The sequence below is a fragment of the Flaviflexus salsibiostraticola genome (assembly GCF_003952265.1).
GTDB lineage: Bacteria > Actinomycetota > Actinomycetes > Actinomycetales > Actinomycetaceae > Flaviflexus > Flaviflexus salsibiostraticola.
This window is the reverse complement of the sequence record NZ_CP034438.1, coordinates 159,630-181,999: the sequence shown is the minus strand read 5'-3', so window position 1 is coordinate 181,999 and position 22,370 is coordinate 159,630. Positions and strand designations below refer to the sequence as shown.

General features: G+C 64.0%; 17 protein-coding genes and 4 pseudogenes. 9 read left to right on the top strand and 12 right to left on the bottom strand.

Features of this window, described 5'->3' with window-relative positions; translation table 11 throughout:
• Window positions 1-417 precede the first annotated feature (417 nt).
• The 4 genes from EJO69_RS00890 to EJO69_RS00875 form a co-directional block, all read right to left on the bottom strand.
• Window positions 418-3,021 (bottom strand): helix-turn-helix domain-containing protein, encoded by a 2,604-nt coding sequence (locus EJO69_RS00890; protein ID WP_126037955.1) that lies wholly within the window; start codon window positions 3,019-3,021, stop codon window positions 418-420.
• Entirely contained in the window at window positions 3,018-5,480 is a 2,463-nt protein-coding gene (locus tag EJO69_RS00885; RefSeq protein ID WP_126037952.1) for a helix-turn-helix transcriptional regulator, read from the bottom strand. The genes EJO69_RS00890 and EJO69_RS00885 overlap by 4 nt, the downstream gene beginning before the upstream one ends.
• A 218-nt stretch (window positions 5,481-5,698) precedes the next feature.
• A complete protein-coding gene (locus EJO69_RS00880) occupies window positions 5,699-8,089 on the bottom strand; it encodes a helix-turn-helix transcriptional regulator (RefSeq protein WP_126037949.1) in 2,391 nt (796 codons plus the stop codon).
• 185 nt (window positions 8,090-8,274) lie between these two features.
• Window positions 8,275-8,871 (bottom strand): acyltransferase, encoded by a 597-nt coding sequence (locus EJO69_RS00875; protein ID WP_126037946.1) that lies wholly within the window; start codon window positions 8,869-8,871, stop codon window positions 8,275-8,277.
• An 83-nt stretch (window positions 8,872-8,954) separates the two neighbouring features.
• Here EJO69_RS00875 and EJO69_RS00870 point away from each other — a divergent pair, with 83 nt between their 5' ends.
• The gene (locus EJO69_RS00870) at window positions 8,955-9,311 is read left to right on the top strand and encodes a hypothetical protein (protein ID WP_126037943.1); all 357 of its coding nucleotides are present in this window, start codon (window positions 8,955-8,957) and stop codon (window positions 9,309-9,311) included.
• A 452-nt stretch (window positions 9,312-9,763) separates the two neighbouring features.
• Here EJO69_RS00870 and EJO69_RS00865 read toward each other — a convergent pair whose 3' ends face one another.
• Both EJO69_RS00865 and pdxR read right to left on the bottom strand, forming a co-directional pair.
• Window positions 9,764-10,726, bottom strand: coding sequence for an IS481 family transposase (locus EJO69_RS00865; RefSeq protein WP_126037940.1), 963 nt, complete (start codon window positions 10,724-10,726; stop codon window positions 9,764-9,766).
• 59 nt (window positions 10,727-10,785) lie between these two features.
• Window positions 10,786-12,297 carry a MocR-like pyridoxine biosynthesis transcription factor PdxR gene (gene pdxR / locus EJO69_RS12730; RefSeq protein WP_126037937.1) on the bottom strand — a complete coding sequence of 504 codons (1,512 nt, stop codon included), beginning with the start codon at window positions 12,295-12,297 and terminating at the stop codon, window positions 10,786-10,788.
• A 93-nt stretch (window positions 12,298-12,390) separates the two neighbouring features.
• Here pdxR and pdxS point away from each other — a divergent pair, with 93 nt between their 5' ends.
• The gene (pdxS, locus tag EJO69_RS00855) at window positions 12,391-13,302 is read left to right on the top strand and encodes a pyridoxal 5'-phosphate synthase lyase subunit PdxS (RefSeq protein ID WP_126037934.1); all 912 of its coding nucleotides are present in this window, start codon (window positions 12,391-12,393) and stop codon (window positions 13,300-13,302) included.
• Between the two features lie 490 nt (window positions 13,303-13,792).
• On the opposite strand, the gene EJO69_RS00850 is transcribed toward pdxS, so the two are convergent.
• Window positions 13,793-14,704: an IS3 family transposase gene (locus EJO69_RS00850; RefSeq protein ID WP_126037932.1), complete on the bottom strand. Its 912-nt coding sequence runs from the start codon at window positions 14,702-14,704 to the stop codon at window positions 13,793-13,795.
• Between the two features lie 135 nt (window positions 14,705-14,839).
• On the opposite strand from EJO69_RS00850, the pseudogene EJO69_RS00845 reads away from it, so the two are divergent.
• Together EJO69_RS00845 and EJO69_RS00840 are read left to right on the top strand one after the other, a co-directional pair.
• Window positions 14,840-15,142: pseudogene (locus EJO69_RS00845) on the top strand (transposase); the annotation flags it as partial.
• A gap of 110 nt (window positions 15,143-15,252) precedes the next feature.
• Entirely contained in the window at window positions 15,253-16,347 is a 1,095-nt protein-coding gene (locus tag EJO69_RS00840) for an IS30 family transposase (protein ID WP_126037929.1), read from the top strand.
• 68 nt (window positions 16,348-16,415) lie between these two features.
• Here EJO69_RS00840 and EJO69_RS12725 read toward each other — a convergent pair.
• Window positions 16,416-16,637: pseudogene (locus tag EJO69_RS12725) on the bottom strand (transposase); the annotation flags it as partial.
• Window positions 16,638-16,701: 64 nt separating this feature from the next.
• Between EJO69_RS12725 and EJO69_RS00835 the strand changes: the two are divergent.
• Window positions 16,702-17,262, top strand: coding sequence for a sodium:calcium antiporter (locus EJO69_RS00835; RefSeq protein ID WP_211331459.1), 561 nt, complete (start codon window positions 16,702-16,704; stop codon window positions 17,260-17,262).
• On the opposite strand, the gene EJO69_RS00830 is transcribed toward EJO69_RS00835, so the two are convergent.
• On the bottom strand, window positions 17,233-18,219 hold the full coding sequence (locus tag EJO69_RS00830) for an IS481 family transposase (protein WP_126037926.1): 987 nt from the start codon (window positions 18,217-18,219) through the stop codon (window positions 17,233-17,235). The genes EJO69_RS00835 and EJO69_RS00830 overlap by 30 nt on opposite strands.
• Window positions 18,220-18,238: 19 nt before the next feature.
• Here EJO69_RS00830 and EJO69_RS12720 point away from each other — a divergent pair, with 19 nt between their 5' ends.
• Complete coding sequence (locus EJO69_RS12720; RefSeq protein WP_425454733.1) at window positions 18,239-18,601, top strand: sodium:calcium antiporter; 363 nt, start codon at window positions 18,239-18,241, stop codon at window positions 18,599-18,601.
• Between the two features lie 65 nt (window positions 18,602-18,666).
• Here the strand turns inward: EJO69_RS12720 and EJO69_RS00820 are convergent, their stop codons facing one another.
• Complete coding sequence (locus tag EJO69_RS00820; protein ID WP_126037883.1) at window positions 18,667-19,779, bottom strand: IS1249 family transposase; 1,113 nt, start codon at window positions 19,777-19,779, stop codon at window positions 18,667-18,669.
• Between the two features lie 222 nt (window positions 19,780-20,001).
• Here EJO69_RS00820 and EJO69_RS00815 point away from each other — a divergent pair, with 222 nt between their 5' ends.
• From EJO69_RS00815 to EJO69_RS12645, 3 genes are all read left to right on the top strand, one after another.
• Window positions 20,002-20,964: an IS481 family transposase gene (locus EJO69_RS00815; protein WP_126037923.1), complete on the top strand. Its 963-nt coding sequence runs from the start codon at window positions 20,002-20,004 to the stop codon at window positions 20,962-20,964.
• An 11-nt stretch (window positions 20,965-20,975) separates the two neighbouring features.
• Window positions 20,976-21,359: a hypothetical protein gene (locus EJO69_RS00810; protein ID WP_211331457.1), complete on the top strand. Its 384-nt coding sequence runs from the start codon at window positions 20,976-20,978 to the stop codon at window positions 21,357-21,359.
• Between the two features lie 141 nt (window positions 21,360-21,500).
• Complete coding sequence (locus EJO69_RS12645; protein ID WP_281272845.1) at window positions 21,501-21,806, top strand: helix-turn-helix domain-containing protein; 306 nt, start codon at window positions 21,501-21,503, stop codon at window positions 21,804-21,806.
• Here EJO69_RS12645 and EJO69_RS00800 read toward each other — a convergent pair.
• Together EJO69_RS00800 and EJO69_RS00795 are read right to left on the bottom strand one after the other, a co-directional pair.
• Window positions 21,803-22,054 (bottom strand): annotated as a pseudogene (locus EJO69_RS00800) (integrase core domain-containing protein); the annotation flags it as partial. The gene EJO69_RS12645 and the pseudogene EJO69_RS00800 overlap by 4 nt on opposite strands.
• Window positions 22,054-22,239, bottom strand: a pseudogene (locus tag EJO69_RS00795) (transposase); the annotation flags it as partial. The pseudogenes EJO69_RS00795 and EJO69_RS00800, both read right to left, overlap by 1 nt.
• Between the last annotated feature and the right edge of the window lie 131 nt (window positions 22,240-22,370).

The following is a 22,370-nucleotide window of genomic DNA, read 5'->3' as shown; positions in this document are numbered from 1 at the left end:
CCCCCAGTCATGTCAGTCCCGGCCGACGCTGGCCGAGTCCACGTTTCGCGCCGTTGACGCGAGCCTAGGCCGCGCCCGCCGAGCAGACACGAGTGGGGCAGTACTCGAGTTTGGTGCGTGCCCACGGCTCTTGGTACTCGGATCTACTCGGTCGACACTCGGCTCGCCGCCTACGGGGTGCACGGGAAGCTGGGACAGCGCAAGGGGGAGCCGGCGGCTGCTGGGGGTGGAACCCACGCGGGGTTCGCGTCAGCCGCCGACTCCGTCCTTAATGGCGCTCTGCCCACATGACCGGTTCGCTCGGCGCCTCCGGGATCGGTGAGTCGACACATGCGCCGATCCCGTCTTGAGGCTACGTTTCAGAAGGCCCTGCGGCACGCGTGGAGCGCACCCATATCCGAACGACGACTACGCGATTCAGACCACGGCTGTACCCGGGTCGAACTCAGGCGAGGCCAGCTGGGACCGATCGGCGATCCCGAGCTTGGCGAAGATCCGGTACAGATGTCCCTCGACCGTGCGCTGGGACACTGTGAGTGCGCGCGCGATCTCGGCGTTGCTTCGCCCCGACCGGGTGAGGCGGACGATCTCCTCCTCACGGCCCGTCAGCTCCGCCATGGCAAGCGCCCGGGAGGCGTACTCGCCGGGGGTGACATCCCGGATCCGGATGAGCCCCTTGAGCTCGCGCACGGCGATCCCACACCGGCGGACATCGCCAGCGGCGGACCAGAGGAATGCCGCCCGGGCGAGGGCCTGGGCCGCGATCCCCCAGTCCCCCGTCGCCATGGCGTCCCGCGCCACGTGCTCGGCGGAATCCGGACTCGGGTCGTCGAGCACGTGGGCGAGCCGCGTGAGGAGTCCAGCTCTGCTCCCCTCCGCCGTGTCTGCCAGCTCAGCGAGTCGGCGTCGGGCGCCGCCACCGGATTCTCCAACGATCTGCTCCGAGTCTGCTGCGAGCATCTCGCGCTCGAAAAGCGGATACTCCGCAGGGCTCCCTCCCCTCGCGGCCGCGAGGGCCGCCCGCGCGAGGATCCGTCGCGGCTCCTGTGCGCGGCCACTGGCGGCTGAGGACAAGATGTCGATGAGGGCGGCGTCGGCCGGGACTCGATCAGCCGATGGGCTGGTGAGCATGCGAAGAGCGAGGGCCGAGGGCAGCATCTGGACCGTGTCGCGCAGCCGAAGCTCGGCCACGGCCTCGTCCAGTGTGCGCTGAGAACGGCCAGTCTGGCCCTGGGCGAGCTCGAGGAGCGAACGGAGCACACCGAGAGCACCGGCCCGGTGAAGGGCGATGTGGAGGGTGGCACCTCGGGCGTGCGTGAGGAGGTCCTCCGCCTCGCTGTACCTCCCCGAGAAGATGAGGTTCCACCCGATCCGGACCAGGACGAGGAGCTCGTAGTCCGCCGCCATGCGCTCGTCGGTCAGACCGACGAGCGCGGTACGGGCGATCTCGAGGGCGGTGTCGGTGCGACCGGCGACGGAGTGGAGGTCGGTGAGATCGATGAGTGCGAGGATGCGGCCGTCCGCGGAGAGGTCTGGGCTCGCGAGGATCCGCTCGGCGTCGGCGATTGAGCGCGGCGCCGTCGCGACCCCCGCTGCGATCTGCGTGGGGCGGCGGACATCCTCTCGCCGCCGCTCCACCCCGGCCGCGAGCGTCTCCCGCCTGCGGGGCGCCCGCGCCTGCTCGTCCCACCATCGTTCGAAGGCCGCGATGTCGGCTGTGTCCGTCCCGATCTGGTCGAAGGCCGTGAGAAGAAGGGTGAGTGCCTCCTGCCGAGTGGCTGGGTCGGTGCTCGTCTCGGCCACCCTCATGAGAAGGGTTCGGGCCGAATAGTGGCGTCCGAGCCCGATGAGGGTGCGCGCACGAAGGAGGGTTGCGGAGTCGGAGTCAGTCGTGGCCTCCGCATCGATCAGCCTCCAGGCGAGCCTGAAGTCGAAACCCATATCGGCATCCTCGATGGCCGCGAGCACGAGGTCGGATGGCATATCGGCGCCGACTTCGAGCGCCCAGAGGACCTCGAGCGAGGTGGGCTGGACTTCGCGCGCCCTGTGCTCACTCCACGTCGCGTAGAGCTGGGCGCTGCGCCCCGGGGGAACGATGCTGCGCAGGACATGTCCATGGATCTCGGAGGCGATGCGAACGAGACCGTCAGCGCCGGTGGTGAGTATGCCGGCTTCGATGAGACGGCGGTGCTCCCCGCCCGACGCCGCGGATAGGACCGGCCCCGGCTGGGGCCCTGCGAGCGCGAGGATCTCGAGCACCATCCGGTGGTCGACAGACAGTGACCTCGTCACGTCGCGAACAAGCTCCATCAAACGCTCGTCGGGTTCCGGATCGAGCCGTGCCAGGGTGAGGAGCCCGCCGTCATCGGCAGAGCTGCGGACGATGAGATCCTGATCGAGACAGGAGCGGACGAAGGCTTCGACAAAGCTGGGATTCCCGCCCGTCATCGCGGTGATGATGTCGACTGCGGTTGCAGTGAACACCCCGCCCGCGAGCTCCTCGGAAAGGAACCGCACCCCTGCCCTGTCGAGCGGCTGGACGACGAGCGTGGTGAGCAGCCCCGATTCGGTGAGGGAGTACAGCGTCGACTCCCCATCGGCCCCGCCGTGACCGATGGCGACGAGCTTGATCGCGGCATTCTCAACGAGCGTCGAGAGCACGAACGCGGTCTCATCATCGAGGAACTCCGCGTCCTCGACGACGACGATCGGGATGGTTCCCGCCTCCTCGGCGCCGAGCAGCGCGCTGATCTCGCGGATCACCTGCGCCGGACTCTCCGCCGGCGCAGGAGCGCCGAGATAGGGCGACAGGGCCCCGCACGGCTCACGCGCGAGCGTCGGGCTGCAGTGGATCCTCATGGCGGGCGCGGGCACATCCTGACGCGCCAGCACCGTTCGCACCAGCGTCGTCTTGCCGATGCCGAAGCCGCCGAGGATGAGCGCGCCGCCCGGTCCGGGCCGGGTGAGGATCGACGTGAGCTCGGCGTATTCGGCGGACGCGGCCACCCGAGGGAGGATCACGATCGGCTCGACGATCGGCCGGGCCGGGCAAGAGCCGCCAGCTCCTGCCTGTTGCGCACGTGCAGCTTCGAGTAGACCTGGTAAAGGTGACCCTCAACGGTCCGCACGGAGACCCCGTTGACCCGTGCGATCGCCGTGTTCGTCATCCCGGAGATCGCCTGCTTGGCGATCTGCGCCTCGCGCTTCGTCAGGTGGGTGAGCCACGCCTGGCGGGCATGACCGGCGGGTTCCGACTCGGCGGACGGCCCGCCAGGCGTCTCGAGGAATGCCGCGGCGAGGACACGCCGCTGGTCCTGCCGACTGAGGCGCTCGACGAGCACTCCGCCCTGGCCGTGTGAATAGAGGTGCTGGCCGCAGCGGATGAGTCTCTCGAGACCCTCGGCGAGGGCGGATGGGTCCCCTCGGACGACCGAGCGGGCGAGAAGGCGATATCCTTCAGCGGCCGGCGCCGACGATCTCGCGGACAGCTGTCCGAGGCGGTCCGCGCCGGAGGTGTCTCCCAGTCGCAGGGCAGCGGCGAGTGCCCCCATCTCCAGCGTCTCCGCTCCCCTGTCATGGCAGCGGTCGGCCAGCTCCACAAGGTCCACGATCGCGCCGGCGGCGTCGTCCCTGCCGCGGCGCAGGCAGTCGAGGACCGCCCCCGCCCATCCGAGGAAGTCTGATGAAGACAGTTCTGGATCTGGAATCGGGGCGGACAGGCTCTCTGCATCTCCGTGGTCGAGGTCGGCGAGACAGAAGGCCGCGGCGGCACGGATTCCCGCCGGAACGGCCCCGTCGGCAAGGACTGACAGCTGGTGCATTGCGGGCAGGAGGATGCTGAGAGCCTCGTCCGTCTCGTGGGCCAATGCCGAGAGCATCCCGCCGACGACATCGCCGAACGCAATGGCGTGAGGCACCGGGTATCGGCCCTCGGCGAGCCGGGACGCGGCCCTCGCGGCGGCGCGCCAATCGCCGGCCAGGAGGCGGACCTTGAGCAGGGTGCACTCGATGTCGGCGCACTCCCAGGGCGTCATCACCTCGTCGAGAACCCCGGCGAGCCGGAGTGCCGCGATATCGGAGTCGATGGAGGCGACGATCGACAGCGCCTCACGCTGTCGGTCCGCCACCGCCCACGCCTCGGCTTGGACGGCGAGGGCCTTGAGATGGAGCGCCTCGGTCTCCCACAGCACCTCCGTCAGGCCAAGGGCCTGACGGGGTCGGCCGGTGATCACGGCCGCATAGGCGCTGAGGAGCCCGAGGAGCTGTTCGGCCTGGACGTGGCTGCGCCCACCCGCCCCAAATTTGACCGCAGACGCGAGTCCCTCAGCGGCTCGCGCCAGGCACGTGTCGATGCTGGCATGGCGTCCCCGCGTCAGCAGCGCCCGGACCTGCACCTCGAGGATGAGTCCGCGCGTATTCGGCTCGGTCCGCCATGCGTCGGCCGAGAATCCCCCGGACCGGCTGAATGTCTCGATGGCGGCAACCGCTCCGGCATCGTCGCCGACGTCGCGCATCGCCCTTGCCTCCGTCAGCACGCGGGCGGCCTGCGGGTCGGCATACACCTCGCGCACCGCCTCATCCGCGAGCTCGCTCTCGTCCGCTCTCTCACGCAGAATGTGGCCGACGAGGGGCACGGCGAGGTCGACCGACTCCGAACGAGACCCCTCGACGGTGACGAGACCGCGCGAGCGGAGGCTGTTCACCTCGCCCGCCAAGCCGCAGTGGCGAAGGGCGCTCATGCTCGCCGGACCACCCTGGGCAAGAAGGAGGAGGAGACGGCGCTCCTCCCGAGACACGCTCGCGAGATGCGGCACTCGGATCCCAGCCGGGATGTGGACGGGGCCCGGAACGAGGATCCACGTTCCGCCCTCGATCCGCAGCCTTCCCTGAGCGGCAAACTCCCGGGCGACCTGGCGGATGAGAGCACGGCTGGCTCGGCACAGGCGCCACAGGACCGCGGCGGCGAACATTGACACCGGTCCTCCAAGCTCCGCCTCGAGGAAGGACTTCGTGCGCCCCGCGTCCATTCCTGGCACATCGATGCGGACGAGCAGTCCGGAGCGGTGAAGGGCCGAGATGTCGGCGGGAAGCTGCGAGGTGCGTTCACACACGACAACGAGGGAGATTTTTCGCATGGCGGCGAGCTGTGCCAAGACGGCGGCAGAGTCGCCGTCGATGAAATCGGGACTGCCGAGCGTGACGATGGTTCGCTGCTCACCGATGAGTGTGGCAACAGCCCGGACCAGCTCGTGACGGGACACCGATGGGGTGGTCTCGAGCCGCGACAGCATGAGAGAGAGGACGCCATAGCGCGTCTGAGCCGCGAAGGGACTGCCATTGAGATGGATGACCGTGGGCCGGGGTTCAATGCCTGCGACGGCCGCGTCAAAGGTGGCTCGACGGCCGCTGCCGGCCCGGCCGATGAGAATGGCACCTCCGAGCCTCTGGTCGAGTACGACTCGTCGGAGGAGGGGAGACAATTGCTCCCGCGCTTCTTCCGCTCCGGATTCTCCCGGATTCTGACTACCTGTATTCACTGCTGCTGACTTCACCCGAAACCGCCCCCAGACAGGCTCGATGCCCCAGGCCCTGCGTACCCCCTTCAGTCGACCCAGCCTGGCGGTGATCTATCCTAAACCCCAGGTCAGACCATATGCACCAGTAGTTGATGCCACATGCTACTTGTTTTAGCTCAGTGCTACTTACGTACCTGGTCCGTCGTCCGGTCTGCCAGGATCGCCCGCAGTTCAGCTCGGCTCCCCACGTCCAGCTTGGCGTAGATCTGATAGAGGTGGGACTCAACGGTTCGCACCGATATTCCCATGGTCTCGGCGATGGTGCCGCTGCTGCGGCCCGCGAGCACGTGCTCGACGATCTCTCGTTGACGCGGTGTCAACGACCGAGCACCAAGAGCACCTCCCCGCCCGCTGGACAGTGCGGCCGTGCGCGTACCGTTGAGGTCCGCACGTCGGTCGTCGGCGAAGTCGGCGAAGAAGTGCTGGCCGATGGCACGGGCGATGGCCGCCCCGATCTCGAGCGACTCGGCGTCACCCGTCCGGAGTCCATGGACCACCCGCGTACACGCCTGGGCGAAGCGACTCTCCGTCCGCTGCGCCACGCTCTCGAGGCGGTCCAGCGCGGACTCCTGACCCCACTGGACGGCGCCCGACAGCGCAAGGAGCTCGAGCGCATGATTCTCCAGATCCCGGTCACGGTCTGCGCAGCGCATGAGCAGCTCGACGGCGTCATCCCTTCGCCCAAGCAGGCCGAGCGCCTGGGCGGAGAAGAAGTCCGCCCCCCAGGTCCTGTGCCAGATTCCTGCACCCTCCGGGTGGGGCGTCTCGATGCCCGCGAGCGCGGCAAAGGCCTCTGCCCGATGGCCGGTGGCGGCGAGAGACACAGCAAGGAGAGAACTGCCGAGCGCATGGACGTCGTGGCGGTCGAGGATGTGCAGCTGCGGCATCTCGCACCTGAGGGCACGAACACTCTCCTCGAAGTCCGCGGTGAGTACTCGCGCGAGAGCGCGATAGACGACTTCGAGCCCATGCCCGTCAACGCCATGAGCGCTCGAGCTGCTGGCAAGAGTCGCCGCTGCGCGCGTCCACTCTCCTGTCAGGATCTGCATGTCAACGAGTCCAGTCCTCACTCGCTGGGCGATGGGCGACGCAGCATCCGATCGTTCGAGCGTCCGGAGCAGTTCACGCTCAGCTCTCATCCCCTCCTCCGCTCGTCCGGACATGACGAGGGCTTCATGAGTCGAATGCCGCCAGAGCCATTCGAGCGCATCCGACATCCGAGCGGGAGCCTCTCGTGCCTTGAGAATCGGCCGATAGTCTCCACGCCAGGACGCGCTCACAAGGTCAGCCGCACGCGCGGGACTCAGGACCGCGGCCTCACCCTTGGGCGTCGTGCGGATGCGCCGTGCGCATTCCCACGCGTCGGTGAGGCGGCCAGCCGCAATGAGAGCCTCGATTCGAGCAGATTCAGCCCGGTCCGGATCTGCGCCGGCGAGGACCACCCCTAGCAGGTCGATAGCCTTCGTCGGCGCACGGGATATCAGGTGCTCGACCGCATCGAGCACATCGGGGTGGTCGACCTCGAATCCGTGGCGCACCTGCCAGTGCACCAGTCCTGCGGGAATGCGGAATCCGTTCCCCGATGCGCAGTCGGAGACGCGATGACGAAGCTGCAGACTGCGCCCGGGAGGGATGTGGTTGGCGATCGCCTCGGAGTTGATGGCCCCTCGCAGACTCGCATCCCGACCGAGTGAGCCCCGCAGTTCCAGGAGCCCTCGCCCGTGGACGGCATCGACCGCATCAGGTTCGCAGATCTCCAAGAGGAGAGGCAGCGGTATCTCTCCGGCGAGCGACAGCACCTCGAGCACGTCGTGAACAGCAGGATCCTCGGCGGCCAGCCGGCCCTTCCAGTACCGGCTGAGCCGTGGACCCGCGCGAGGCGCCGGATCTGCGATGATCCAGACTTCGTCGTGGCGCACGAGAACAGATGCCTCGAGCCAGTCCTCGACGACCATGCGGACTCTCGCCCGGTTACCCGCCACGCCGCTCCAGAGGGCGTGTGCCGCCCGACTGCTCACCGGCCCGCCCAATCCGTTCTCCACGAAACTCGCGGTGGCAACCTCCGTCATGTCGGGAACCCATATCCGCTCAAGGCCGACGAGGTCGCCAAGAGGTGCCGCGGCGGAAGGAACGTCGTCGGTGTCAGCGGCGATCACGACGGCATGATGGTGAAGGACGAGCCTGGCAACATCGTCAAGCTCAGGGCCGGCGAAGGACGAGATGGTGGGGATGAGGAGGATGGGGCCCGAGGTGGGTGGCGACTCGACGAGCCTGGCGAGGGATCGCGATGTTTCTGGGTGCGGCGGACTGGTCAACTCCATAGGTGAGGCCGGTGCGGCGAGACGGAGGGCAATCCTCCGCGCGAAATCCTCCTGGCCGGCCCCCGACTCTCCGTGGAGAAGGATGCCGGACCCGATCGCCGCACGGCGAACGGCCTCGTCGATGAAGCTCTCGTCCCCCGCAGCCTCCCAGGCACCGCCACGCGGGCGACCAACAATCGGTTTGAGAACCATCTCGCCCTCCCTGGCCCCGCATCATCGCGGGCCCCTCGTCCAAGCTTAGCGATCAGCCAACTGAGGATGTCGTAGTTCCATACGAGTGGACTTCGGGCGAATCCAGCGGCGATCGTCACGCAAGGCTGAAATTGGTGCAACCATCGAGGACGTTCACCCTCGGAGGGAAAGGAGAGCCAGGCACGTCAGCCGTTCACCCTGTGGAGCGCATCTCCGGCAACCTGGAAGAGATCTCCCGTCTCCGGGCAGCGGAGCCTGCCCTCGGCAGCATCCTCGAGCTTCACTCCCGCGTGGCCAACCCAGCCGATCTGTCGGGCGGGCACTCCCACGACGAGGGCATGTGGCGCCACATCTTTCGTGACGACCGCGCCCGCCGCGACCATCGCCCACGCGCCGATGGTCACCGGTGCGACGCACACGGCTCGAGCGCCGACCGAGGCGCCCTCCTTGAGAATCACCCCGACCATGTCCCAATCGGCGGCGGACTTCTGCGTTCCGTCCGGGTTGATCGCACGCGGATGAAGGTCGTTTGTCAGGACGGCAGCTGGTCCGATGAAGACGCCATCCGCAAGCCTCGCGGGCTCGTAGACCAGGGCATAATTCTGGATCTTGCAGTTGTCGCCCAACCTGACCCCGGGACCGATGTACGCCCCGCGGCCGATGATGCAGTTCTCACCGAGCACCGCGCCCTCGCGGATCTGGGCCAGGTGCCACACGCGAGAACCATCGCCGATCGTCGCATCGTCGGAGATATCAGCCGTGTCGGCAATGTGCGTCGTCATATCCACTCCTCACGCGCCGGTCACAATACCCTGCCTGGGTCATCTGGCACTATGATGTGCCCGCAAGACTAACATGCGCACTCGTGACGCAGGACACACTTCGCCACAAATCACTTGGACGGCAATCCACGGGCGGGATGCGACTGGGTACCGGCGAGGGCGGCATCCGCAGCGCTCAGGCGGCACCGAAGGTCAACCGCGGAGATTGCCTGAGAGAGGGGGCAGTCGGGCAACGCCACCTCACGGGCCCGCATCTGAGGGTGAAGAACATCACCACGATCGCGGAATCAAAGAACAATCACATTGTTCGACAGGACGGCTTTCGCCACCGTTACGACACCGCGGATGATCGCGAGGTCTTCACAGAACTTTGGCACGTGGTCATCATGCCAATGAACTCTTCACCCCACGAGGAAACCTGTCGGATGAAGAATGGATGAGCGGGACGCAGACAGCGCGTGCATGACGGCCCCAGGACCCCGCATCGCCGGCCACTCGAGCGGGGTACTGTCCACGACTCAGGAGTTGCGGGCGCAGTGTGCGAAGCTCAACCCAGTCGAACTGACCCACACCATTGTCCGATAGCCGGGCATGCCCATGACCAGAGCCAGCTGGAGGACCGAGATACTCACTGCCGAGCTCGAAGACGCAAAGAAGAACCGGCGCAAACGACAAACGGGCGGGGTGAAACTCCGCTCCGCCTGACAGGGGCTGCGCGATCAAACTCTGTGAGGCACAATTCGGGTTACGCCATTAACGCGACATGGGGCGTGACGGGGCGTGGTCACTGTGCCCGGGGCCTGAACACACTCACCTGATCTCAAGAATCGCCAATGTTGAGGCACACAATCGCCATTCTCAGGTGAATTCCGAACTCAGGATTCCACGGAGCCTAGTTGTAGTTCCCAGTGAGGTTGTGAACACGGTCTGAGGGAGTCTGTCCTCCGATTCCGGTGTGGGGTCGGTGATGATTGTAGTGGTGGAGCCAGGTGCTGTACGTTGCGGCCCTGGCTCCGTCGCTTTCGTACATCTGGGCGTAGGCCCACTCGGTGGCGAGGGTGCGGTTGAAACGTTCAACTTTCCCGTTGGTCTGGGGCCGATACGGACGAGTTCGACGATGTTTCACATCAGGTCCGAGCGCGGCTGCGAACGTTCGAGAGCGGTAACAAGACCCGTTATCGGTCATCACCGCCGCAACGGTCACTCCGGCCTGGGCGAAGAACATGCGCGCTCGGTGCCAGAACGCGGCGGCTGTTTCTTTCTTCTCGTCGGCAAGGATCTCGGAGTAGGCCAGACGCGAGTAGTCATCGACCGCGTGATGCAGAAACGCGTACCCGACGCCATGGCGACGGTTACGCTTGCCGTTGGCGCGTCCGAGCATGCGATGTCCACCACCGTCAGGGATACGGCCGAGCTTCTTGATGTCGACATGCACAAGCTCGCCCGGACGCTGTTTCTCGTAGCGCACAGGGCGAGGCTTACGGACGGGCAGCCCGGTTGCTTGATCCAGATGTGCCAGCAGAGGCATCCGGTACCGGGCAAGGACGCGTTCGACCGTGGACCGCGGGATGCCCAGGTGGTAGCTGATCCGGTGCGGTCCCCACCGGCGGGTGAACCGCAGGCTGATGATGCGGTGCTCGCGCCGCTCCGCAAGCCTCATGGGTGAGTGATGCGGGCGCGAGGAACGATCCACGAGAGGTTCACCCGCGCGGTATCGGGACGCCCATTTCGATGCGGTGGCAGGTGAGACCTGGAATCGCTCCGCTGCGCGTCGGATCGACCATCCCTGATCGACGATCAGAGAAGCCAGGCGCTGCCTGCCCACAGGGGTCAATGGTGCGTTAGCGTGGGACATGAAGACCTCCGGTTACTGGATGCGAGTGTGGTAACCCACATCCTGCCGGAGGTCTTCATCTAACTCGAGCGTTCACAACCTCCCGAGGAACTACACCTAGTCAGCGCATCCTCAAACGTTGAATGGTCGGTCATGGTGCTGGAGTTCGTGCCTCCAGTGCCTATGACCAAACCAAAATGACCTTGTTGTTTGGAGTCGCGTTGCCAGTACCTACTCAGAGCAACTGCACCCAAGCCAGCCTCGGCGGTCCTCTTCAGTATTCGCTCTTCAGCATCCGCGTCTTCTTGCGCGTGATCAAATTCGAGCACCGCGTGAAGTCCGCCGCTCATGGGTCTGACTCGAACGCCATCGATGCCGTCAAGCTTAGAAACTACCAGGTCGCGCCGAGTTGCGTACCGCCTGCGCATACGGGCCGTGTGTCGGCGCAGTTCACCACCAGCAAGATACTCAGCCAATGCGGCCTGCACGACGGCCGAGGCCGCGCCTCCCAGGTCGTGCCTAACCGGCTCGATCACCTTCCTCAAACGTGCTGGAGCCAGCAGGTACCCAGCGGAGAGGGCGTGTGAGATGGTCGTCGAGAATGTTCCGAGGAGCACGACTGACCCTTCGGCGGGATCATCGAGAGCAGCGAGCGCTGGGAGTGGGCTTCCGGTGTGCCGCAGCTCGGAGTCATAGTCGTCCTCGACGATAACGACTCCAGCGCGTGCGGCCCAGGTGAGAAGTTCGCGGCGTCGGGCCAACGGCAGGGACCCACCGAGAGGGTACTGATGGCTCGGTGTCACAATTATGACATCAAGCGCCCCAGTGGGCAGCGCGTGTGGATCAAGGCCCTCTGCATCGACTGGGAGCGCTAGGATCTGTGCGCCATGACGGATCGCTACACGACGCAGGGATGGGTAACCCGGATCTTCGACCCCGACCACCAAACGACGGTTACTGCTCGCGCCGAGCGCGGTCAGCAGCAGCCCCAAACCTTCACGGGCCCCAGCAGTGACGATCACATCCTCCGGGAGTCTATTTGTGCCGCGCATTCGACGCAGGTGCTCGGCAATCTCAACGCGTAAGCGTGGGTCACCAAGATCAGGCGCCTCGACGTGCGCCCGAATGAGCGCATGGCGCCAGGCAGAGCGCCAAGCAGGACGGTCGACCGCGCCTGTGTCAGGCACTCCCGGCGTCAGTGGAAGAGGTGACGGGGCACTGTGCGAAAGACCAAAGTGGTCCAGCTCTCTGCTGGCAGCTTCGCCAGCCCCCCGAAGCTCTCGCCTCTCTACTGCTTCTGAGCTCACGGCAGACCGCAAAGCGGGCAGTTCCGGGCGGACAAATGTTCCACGTCCATGCCCAGCTTCAAGGTACCCCTCGGCGATGAGTTGTTCATAGGCGGCAACCACGACGCCGCGCGCGACGCCGAGCCGCAAGGCGAGTTGCCTGGTAGCCTGCACCAACTCGCCTGGCCGCAGTACGCCTGCATCGATGGCGCCACGGAGAGCGGTCGCGAGCTGGGTGGGTAGAGACGCCTCGGCCCCTCGATCAAGAGAGAGGGGCAGCTCGGCGGCACCGCTTGGATCACGCATATTTCCAGTGTGCAACAGCAATATGTTTTGGTCTATTTGAAACTTGACTTTTTGGCTCTTGCGTAGGGCCAAGGCTGACGACACACTGAGGCTATGACTGAAAACTCTCCTTCCACATCGCCCGCTTCCACCGGTTCGCCTCTCGTGAAACGTGGGTTCGCTGACAAGCTCAAGGGAGGCGTCATCATGGATGTCGTGACGCCTGAGCAGGCTCGCATCGCAGAAGAAGCCGGGGCGGTTGCAGTCATGGCACTGGAGCGTGTCCCTGCGGATATTCGCGCGCAGGGCGGCGTTGCCCGCATGAGTGACCCTGATCTTATCGACGGCATCAAGTCGGCAGTGTCAATTCCGGTGATGGCAAAAGCTCGCATCGGGCACTTCGTTGAGGCACAGATACTGGAAGCGCTCGAAGTGGACTACATCGATGAGTCAGAGGTCCTCTCGCCTGCCGATTACGTGAACCATATCGATAAGCGCTCGTTTACCGTACCGTTCGTGTGCGGGGCGACGAACTTGGGGGAGGCACTGCGGCGCATTGCCGAGGGCGCAGCCATGATTCGTTCGAAGGGTGAAGCTGGCACAGGCGACGTTTCTGAAGCCACGAAGCATATTCGCACAATCCGCGGCGAGATCGCCCGACTTGCTTCACTTGGTGCGGATGAGCTTTACGTCGCCGCGAAGGAACTGCAGGCCCCATACGACCTCGTCGCAGAGGTTGCAATCACTGGCGAATTGCCCGTCGCGCTTTTCACGGCAGGCGGTGTAGCCACCCCCGCCGATGCGGCCATGATGATGCAGCTCGGTGCCGACGGAGTCTTCGTGGGTTCCGGCATTTTCAAATCAGGCGAACCTGCCAAGCGCGCCGCAGCGATCGTCAGGGCAACCGCACATTTCGATGACCCTCACGCAATTGCTGACGCGTCACGCGGTCTGGGCGAGGCTATGGTCGGTATCAACGTCTCTGATCTTGCGGCGCCGCATCGGCTGGCTGAGCGCGGCTGGTGACCCCTGAATCGCACGGTCAGTGCGCCCACCCTGCAAGAATGTGTATCCGAGCACGCCGAGATAATGGAGCAGCTCGGAGCAGGGTGGGCCACCGCTGGGCAGGAGCCGAGACAACGCCGCCCCGTTACCTTGTTGACAGGTTCTGATTGGCGGGTGTTGATTAGGACTGTCGGCCGGCCGCCCTGGCATGGCTTCTTGCCCCTGTCTCTTGAATGATCCGGGGGGTGTTGCCACCAGGGTCGGTTGGCAGCATGTGATCGCTGATTAGGGGCTCGGCACCAGTGTGGGATGCCTGTCGTAACGTGGATGTGAGGCGTGCTGTCATGGCTTGGCCGGTTATGGCGCTAAGCGATAGGACGATTGCCATGAGTACTGCCAAACCCGATATTTATCTTGGCCTCGATGTCGGCAAGACCGACCATTGGGCTTGTGCCCTCACCGATTCGGGGCAGGTGATTCGGCCTGGGTTGAGTTCCGACCGTTTTTCCTGTCACCGTGCTGATGTCAGGAGGGATTCTTGTTCAGTGTAGTAGGCGGCTTCGACCTCAAGAGGAGTGCGCAGATCGAGCTCACCATGGAGGCGTTTGTTGTTCCACCACCACACGTATTCCAAAGTTGCGAGCTCGACTTCCTCCACGGTCTTCCACGGTCCGCGTTGACGGATAAGTTCAGCTTTGTAGAGCGCGTTCACGGCCTCAGCCATCGCATTGTCGAAGCTGTCACCGACCGTGCCTGTTGACGGTATCGCCCCAAGCTCCTGGACGCGGCCGGTGTAGACCAGGGCCATGTAGTTCGAGCCGTGATCGCTATGGTGAATGACGCCATCAAGGTCCCCGCCATTGTGCCAGGCAGCCATCTCTAACGCCTGCAGCGGCAGGACATCGGCCTTTAAGGTTGCAGCGACATTCCAGCCGACGATACGGCGGGAGAACACATCGACGATGAACGAGACATAGGCGAAGCCCGACCATGTCGCGACATAGGTGATGTCACAGACCCACAGCTGATTGGGCCGATCAGCAGTGAACCGACGCTCGACCAGATCCCCTGGCAACGCCAAGGCGGGATCAGGCCTCGTTGTGAAGGCTTTCTTCGACCTGCGAACACCTTCGACCCCGGCGAGCTTCATGAGCCTGTGGGTCTGATCGCGGCCGATGTCCCAGCCCTCACGCTGAAGGAGGGCATGCATTTTCCGGCGACCATAGACTCCGTAGTTCTCTGTGTGGAGGCGCTGGATCTCGGGGATCAAGAGCTCGTCCTTCAACTGACGTGCTGACGGAGGCCGGCTCTTAGCGGCTCGGTATCCGCGAGAGGTGAGGAATCCACGTACTGCTTGGCCAAGAGTGCGGCAGAGGAACTCAACCCCGAAACGATCACGATATGCATCGATGAAGGTGATCATCTCGTCCGTGGGTGGCCCGGTTCCTTCGCGAAAAATATGCTCGCAGCTTTGAGGACTTCATTAGCTTTGCGAAGCTCAGCATGAATCGCTCTGGGTTTGGTGGAGATTCCTGAGCTTGGAAACAAGGATGGAAGAATGTCACGTATGAACAATTCCGGGCGCCCTTCTCAGCGGCGGTATTCACCAGAGGAGAAGGCTGCAGCGGTGCGTATGGTTCGCGCCTTACGCACCGAGCTGGGCTCGAAGAACGGCACGGTTAAAAGAGTTGCCGATCAGCTCGGCTACGGACCAGAGTCGGTCCGCACCTGGGTGCGTCAAGCCGATATCGATGACGGGCAGGCCCCCGGTGTGAGCACCGATGAGGCCCGCCGCTTAGCCCAACTGGAGCAGGAGAACCGTGAACTGCGCCGGGCCAATGAGATCCTTAAGCGCGCAGCGGTGGATTCAACCGGTCAACGCAACACCATCGATAATGTACTCAGAGGTGTGATGTGGCAAAGATCGGTAGACCAGGACTCCCGTCGGATCGACGGCAGCAAGTGTGGGACATGTGGAAGACAGGGGCATCAATCAGCGAGATCGGTCGAACCGTGGGCTCCCCTCCAGGCTCAATCTTCTCGATCCTGTTACCCTATGGCGGGATCTATCAGCCGCCTCAAAGACGTCGCTCCGGCACACTAACTCTTCATGAGCGCGAAGAGATTTCCAGGGGGCTTGCAGCTGGTGAGTCGCTCCGATCGATTGGACGACGACTCGGCCGTTCAGCATCGACCATCAGTCGTGAGATCGCAAAGAATCGAGGGGCGGCAAGGTATCGCGCGGTTGACGCTGACGATCGTGCTTGGCGGCGTGCCAAACGACCAAAGAAATGCAAACTCGCGAAGAACCCCGTGCTTCGCAGGTACGTCGCGGCACGTCTGCGGGAAGACTGGTCACCAGAACAGATTGCCGGGACTCTGAAAAAGCGCTACCCAGCGGGAAGCAGGATGCTGGTGTCACACGAGACGATCTATCAGTCTCTGTATGTTCAATCCCGCGGGGTACTAGCAAAGGAACTGCAGAAGCATCTGCGATCAGGCCGCCCGATCCGGCGCAGTATCCACAACACGGTGACCGGTCAGTGGCGGTCACAGATCAAGGATGCCGTATCGATCTCGGAGCGACCCGCCGAAGCTGAGGATCGTGCGATTCCTGGGCACTGGGAAGGAGACCTTCTCCTCGGCCGGGGCGTTTCTCAGATCGCAACTGTCGTCGAGCGCGCGACGAGGTTCACTGTGCTCGTTCACGTAGATGGGCGCGATATGGCGTCGGTGACTGCGGGCCTTTCACGAGAGATGAATCTCCTGCCCGAGCAGCTGCGCCGCTCACTCACCTGGGATCGTGGAATGGAACTCGCGGACCACAAGACCGTTACGAGCAGCACCGGGCTTGACGTGTATTTCGCAGACCCTCGCAGCCCCTGGCAGCGTGGGACGAACGAGAACACGAACCGTCTGCTCCGTCAGTACTTCCCCAAAGGCGTGAGCATGAAAGATCTCACCCAGGACGACCTCAACAAAGTGGCGGCACGGTTGAACTCACGACCGCGTAAGACACTCAGTTTTGATACCCCAGCCGATAGGCTTGAAGCACTGTTGCGCTGACCGGTTGAATCCACCGACGCTGTCTTCAGGATTTCGTTGGCGCGCCGCAGCTCTCGCACCTCTCGGCGCAGCTCCCTGATCTCTTCCGACTCGACACTCGCCGGGCGGGTGTCACTGTCGGCTTCGGTCCGAGCCCTCCTGGACCATCCGCGCATCGTGTGCGCAGAGACTCCGAGCTTCTCGCCCACCGCCGAGGCCGCTGCCCATTCCGAGACATCGCCATCACGACGATAGTCATCCATCATCCGAAGGGCCCGCTCAACGAACTCCGGGCTGTAAGACCTTCCCATATTCCAATTCTCCTCAATCAACGAATCGGAACGAAACCCAGGACGCTTCAGTACACTCCTACTCATGGATGTGCTTGATATTGGACGGATCGTGACCGGACTGGTGCTGCTGGTCTTGGGTGGGGAATTTTTGGTGCGTGGGGCGTCAGCACTGGCCGGACGTTTCGGGATTTCGTCATTGGTGATCGGTCTCACCGTAGTGTCAGCGGCGACGTCGGCACCCGAGTTCGCAGTGAGCGTCGGTGCTGTACTGCGTGATGAACCGGGGCTTGCCGTGGGCAATGTGGTTGGCAGCAACATCGTTAATGTCCTGCTCATCCTGGGACTGTCCGCGCTGGTCGTTCCCCTCGCTGTAAAGCGGAGGCTGGTCCGCTTTGACCTGCCCCTGATGGTCGTCTTGTCAGTTCTACTGCTCCTTGTGTCCCTGGATGGGAGGATCAGTGCGGTGGACGGGCTGATACTATTTTTCGGTGTGGTGGTCCACACCATAATGTCCGTGGTGATTAGTCGGCGGGACGCCAAGACCGCGGTGAATGCCCGGGAAGGGACAGGAGATTCGGCAACCGTCGATCCAGCCGACGAGGAAGGGGCTGCGCTAGGTGTACTGTCCGGGGAGGTTGGTTAACCGGGTGAATGGGGCGAGCCTGTCGCAGGCTGTGTGGGGTCGGTGATGATTATAGTGATGCAACCATCCTGGTAGGGCGTTGCGGCGTTCGGTTTCTGAGGTGTAGCAGCGGGCGTAACCCCACCCGTCTGCCAGGGTGCGATGGAAGCGCTCGATCTTCCCGTTGGTCTGGGGTCGGTACGGGCGGGTCCTTTTTGCTGTGATCTTCAGCCTGGCGCAGGTTTCGCGCCATAATATCGAGCGGTAGGCCGGACCGTTGTCGGAGAGCACTCTTTCGACGGTGACGCCTCGGGTGTTGAACCAGGCTGTGGCCCGCTCCAACACCCCGACGGCAGTGGGAGCAGTTTCATCATCGTGGACTTCGGCGTAGGCGACGCGAGAGTAGTCATCGATGACGGTGTGGACGAAGGCGTGGCCCATCTTCGGGTTGTGGTGGTGGTTGCGGGCCTTGTCCGGCGTTGCTGCGCGGTTGCGGCCTCCCTGCTGGCGACCGACGAAGCGCCAGCCGCCGCCATCGGGGATGTTGCCGAGCTTCTTCACATCGACGTGAATCATCGAGCCGGGGTGGGGGTGTTCATAGCGGCGCACCGGCTCCCCGGTGGCGCGATCCATATGGGCGAGTCGGTTCAGCCGGCAGTGGCGCAGGATCTGATGAACGGTCGAGGGTGCCAGCCCGACCCGGACGGCCAGCTGGACCGGCCCTTCCCGCAGCCGCAGCCGCAGGCTCACGATTCGCCTCCTGATCTTCAGCGGGGTCTGGTAGGGAGAGGTCTTCGGGCGTGAGGAACGGTCCTGCATGGACTCACCAGCCCGGTAGCGGTCGGCCCAGCGTTTGACCGTCGGCCAGGAGCATTGGAACCGAGCCGCGACCTCGGCAATCGGCACCTGCTGGTCGACGACGAGCCGGGCGACGGTCAAACGGGCGCGAGGGGTCAGGGCTGCATTAGCGTGGGACATACGGAGGGCCTTCCTCGGAGTGCTGGTTTCGCAACTCCCACTCAACCGCGGAAGGCCCTCCCTTCACGTCACAAGTCAGCGCGTGTCATCGCACTGCCTCAACCAACCTGTCCGGTCAGTACAGCTAGGCGCCTCGGTCAGCAGGTCGCTCTTCTTTGTGCTGCTGGGGGTCGCGTTGCTGGTCGCCGGTGCCACGCTGCTCGTGGAAGGAGCAGTGAACATAGCCACCACGTTGGGCGTAAGCAGCCTCGTGGTCGGACTGACCGTTGTGGCTGTCGGGACATCGCTGCCCGAGCTGGCGACGTCCATCATTGCCGTGCGTCGCGGTGAACGGGACCTAGTTGTAGTTCCTCGGGAGGTTGTGAACGCTCGAGTTAGATGAAGACCTCCGGCAGGATGTGGGCTTATAGGACATAACGTGTTGCTGGTGGGGTTGGAGGTTCGGGGTCAGTAGTCCTGTTGGAAGGGGCTGCTGTGGTGGAGGTCGGTCCAGTTGACGGCAGTGCCCCACCGGTTGATCTCGTGTTGGGCATGGGCTCGGTGATCTGCGGCGGTGAACAGCGCAGTGATCTGCTGATCGGTTGGCGTGGCGGTAAGGATCTGCGCTGGCGTCAAGGGATATTCGGTGCGTGCGTACAGCCACCAGCACACGGACTTGATCTGGTGGGTCAGTCCCATTCCGCGGTGGTGGCGCAGCAGGTCACGGATACGACTGTTGAGCCCTTCGATCCGATTCGTCGTCGCGGGCACATCCAGGCCCGCGAGGTCCTCGCGCAGGTAGGTGAACAGGGTGCCACGCCGGGCGAGAGTGTTCAGCGAGTTCTTCGCTCGCACGAGCCGGTCATGGGTGTTGACATAGCTGCCGTCGGGCAGACGCGTCTTCTGCGCGAGGAAGCCCTTCCACCGGGCGTTCCACGCCGTGAGCTCGACCAGCCAGGCCAGGGATTCCTCGCGGGTGCGGATCGCCAACAGGCCCCTGGCGAGCTCATAGAGCTCCACTCCGGCCTGGGTACGCGGCCGGCTGGTGGTGTAGCGCTTGACCACGCTGAACGCGTGGAACGTGCAGCGCTGAACGTGGGTGGTGGGCCACTGCTGGGCAAGGGCCGAGACAATGCCGCTGCCCCCGTCGCACACGACCACATCAGGGGCGGCAATCCGGGAGAACAGTGCCGCCCACGCGTCCGTGCGCTCGGTGCGGGCCACGTACCAGCCCACTACGTGCGTGGGCGTGCACGCGATCAGGATCGCGGCCCGCCGGTGCAGATAGATCGCGTCCACGAACACGACCGGGTGAACCTCGTCCACCAGTGGCGATAACGGCCACAGGCTCCAGAACGGGGCGAATCGTCGTCGGGCCTGCCGTCCACCTCCGGGCAGGTCGAGGTAGGTGCCCGTGCCGGTGACAAACCTCAAGAACGCAGCGAAATCACGGGCCCGCGTGTCGAGTCGTCTTGTGCCTGTGGCCGAGCAGGCCTTGCATCGGAAACGTTGTCGGCCTGAGGCGGTTTTGCCGTGACGGATCATGACCCGGCCGCACAAGCCGCATGAAGGATTGCCCATCCCTCAATTCAAACCGACTCCGACACCGACCTTTCCGCATCACACCAGGCAAAAATGGGTCTTCCAGCAACACGAAATGTCCAACCAAGAACTCAGGCCAAACCGACTCCGAGCACCGAAAACCGCGCCACCACAACGAAAAACCCGGATCCCAGCAACACGAAATGTCCTATAAGCCAGGATGTGGGTTACCACACTCGCATCCAGTAACCGGAGGTCTTCATGTCCCACGCTAACGCACCATTGACCCCTGTGGGCAGGCAGCGCCTGGCTTCTCTGATCGTCGATCAGGGATGGTCGATCCGACGCGCAGCGGAGCGATTCCAGGTCTCACCTGCCACCGCATCGAAATGGGCGTCCCGATACCGCGCGGGTGAACCTCTCGTGGATCGTTCCTCGCGCCCGCATCACTCACCCATGAGGCTTGCGGAGCGGCGCGAGCACCGCATCATCAGCCTGCGGTTCACCCGCCGGTGGGGACCGCACCGGATCAGCTACCACCTGGGCATCCCGCGGTCCACGGTCGAACGCGTCCTTGCCCGGTACCGGATGCCTCTGCTGGCACATCTGGATCAGGCAACCGGGCTGCCCGTCCGTAAGCCTCGCCCTGTGCGCTACGAGAAACAGCGTCCGGGCGAGCTTGTGCATGTCGACATCAAGAAGCTCGGCCGTATCCCTGACGGTGGTGGACATCGCATGCTCGGACGCGCCAACGGCAAGCGTAACCGTCGCCATGGCGTCGGGTACGCGTTTCTGCATCACGCGGTCGATGACTACTCGCGTCTGGCCTACTCCGAGATCCTTGCCGACGAGAAGAAAGAAACAGCCGCCGCGTTCTGGCACCGAGCGCGCATGTTCTTCGCCCAGGCCGGAGTGACCGTTGCGGCGGTGATGACCGATAACGGGTCTTGTTACCGCTCTCGAACGTTCGCAGCCGCGCTCGGACCTGATGTGAAACATCGTCGAACTCGTCCGTATCGGCCCCAGACCAACGGGAAAGTTGAACGTTTCAACCGCACCCTCGCGACCGAGTGGGCCTACGCCCAGATGTACGAAAGCGACGGAGCCAGGGCCGCAACGTACAGCACCTGGCTCCACCACTACAATCATCACCGACCCCACACCGGAATCGGAGGACAGACTCCCTCAGACCGTGTTCACAACCTCACTGGGAACTACACCTAGCGGTGGGCAACGTGGTCGGCAGCAATATCATCAACATAGGGGTAGTGCTAGGACTAACCGCGCTCATCTCTCTTGAAGGCATTCCCGTATCCGGCGCCGCAGTGGCCTTCGATATCCCAGTAATGCTGGCGGCCGCAGTGGCACTACTGCCGATCGCGTTCACGGGCTTCGCGGTGGCGCGTTGGGAGGGCGGCTTGTTCGTGGTTTTGTACGCCGCCTACACCGGATACCTTGTGCTGGCTGCCACAGCGCACGATGCACTGGAGGGATTCACCGTAGCCATGGCGTGGTTCGTGCTGCCGTTAATCGCACTGACGCTCATTTCCTTTACAGCCTACGAAATCGGGCTCCGCAAGGGACGCCGAGACCTGGACCAGACCACGACTTCGACGTAGACCGTCGAGTGCATTCGGCTGCTGGCTTCATTCAGGTCGTCGGCTGAATGTAAATCGGCAAGAGATGACTGTCGGTTGGTGGTGTCATAGCGTCGTAGCAACACTCCCGGTCGGTGGGGGCTCGAGGCGAGGAGGCCTGGGATGGTGCGGCGGCGACTCACGTTCACGGAGCGGATGGAGATCTCGACGGGATCGAAGGCCGGGTGGGGAGTCCGGAAGATCGCGTCTCACCTGGGTAGATGCCCTTCGGTGGTCTCCAGAGAGCTTCGACCGAACTCGACGAAGACGCGCGGCTATCAAGCCGTGACCGCGGACGTGAAAGCGCAACGCCAGCGCTCTCGCCCACAGGTCCGGAAAGTGGCAAAGGACCCGGTACTCGAGGCCCGCGTCAACGCCGACCTCGCAGCGTCAGGGACTGGTGCGCCGATAGGTGACAGCTGGGTTTAGGCCGCCAGGCTGACGGTCGGGTTCATGATGGTCTCGTACTCGATGGGGGTCAATCGGCCCAGGCTGTCCTGCCGGCGGCGGCGGTGATAGGTCCGCTCGATCCAGGTGATGATCGCGATCCGGAGTTCCTCTCGAGTGCGCCACCGCTTGCGGTCCAGGACGTTCTTCTGCAGCAGGGCGAAGAAGGACTCCATCGCGGCGTTGTCTCCGGCAGCACCGACTTTCCCCATCGATCCGATCAGGTGGTGGCTTGACGCACCCAGGTGCGGACCGACTCTGGTCCGTAGCCGAGCTGATCGGCAACTCTTTTAACCGTGCCGTTCTTCGAGCCCAGCTCGGTGCGTAAGGCGCGAACCATACGCACCGCTGCAGCCTTCTCCTCTGGTGAATACCGCCGCTGAGAAGGGCGCCCGGAATTGTTCATACGTGACATTCTTCCATCCTTGTTTCCAAGCTCAGGAATCTCCACCAAACCCAGAGCGATTCACTGCGGCGCATCGCCAACCAGGCATTCTTCGACAAGCTCTACCTCAGCGAAGAGGGCACCGTCATCGGCGAGCCAGG

Excerpts from the sequence above, each read along its gene's own strand:
- EJO69_RS00880 (WP_126037949.1), bottom strand. The coding sequence starts at position 8,089 with ATGGTTCTCAAACCGATTGTTGGTCGCCCGCGTGGCGGTGCCTGGGAG.
- EJO69_RS00875 (WP_126037946.1), bottom strand. The coding sequence starts at position 8,871 with ATGACGACGCACATTGCCGACACGGCTGATATCTCCGACGATGCGACG.
- EJO69_RS00865 (WP_126037940.1), bottom strand. The coding sequence starts at position 10,726 with ATGTCCCACGCTAACGCACCATTGACCCCTGTGGGCAGGCAGCGCCTG.
- pdxR (WP_126037937.1), bottom strand. The coding sequence starts at position 12,297 with ATGCGTGATCCAAGCGGTGCCGCCGAGCTGCCCCTCTCTCTTGATCGA.
- pdxS (WP_126037934.1), top strand. The coding sequence starts at position 12,391 with ATGACTGAAAACTCTCCTTCCACATCGCCCGCTTCCACCGGTTCGCCT.
- EJO69_RS00850 (WP_126037932.1), bottom strand. The coding sequence starts at position 14,704 with ATGATCACCTTCATCGATGCATATCGTGATCGTTTCGGGGTTGAGTTC.
- EJO69_RS00840 (WP_126037929.1), top strand. The coding sequence starts at position 15,253 with ATGTGGAAGACAGGGGCATCAATCAGCGAGATCGGTCGAACCGTGGGC.
- EJO69_RS00835 (WP_211331459.1), top strand. The coding sequence starts at position 16,702 with ATGGATGTGCTTGATATTGGACGGATCGTGACCGGACTGGTGCTGCTG.
- EJO69_RS00830 (WP_126037926.1), bottom strand. The coding sequence starts at position 18,219 with ATGTCCCACGCTAATGCAGCCCTGACCCCTCGCGCCCGTTTGACCGTC.
- EJO69_RS00820 (WP_126037883.1), bottom strand. The coding sequence starts at position 19,779 with ATGGGCAATCCTTCATGCGGCTTGTGCGGCCGGGTCATGATCCGTCAC.
- EJO69_RS00815 (WP_126037923.1), top strand. The coding sequence starts at position 20,002 with ATGTCCCACGCTAACGCACCATTGACCCCTGTGGGCAGGCAGCGCCTG.
- EJO69_RS12645 (WP_281272845.1), top strand. The coding sequence starts at position 21,501 with ATGGTGCGGCGGCGACTCACGTTCACGGAGCGGATGGAGATCTCGACG.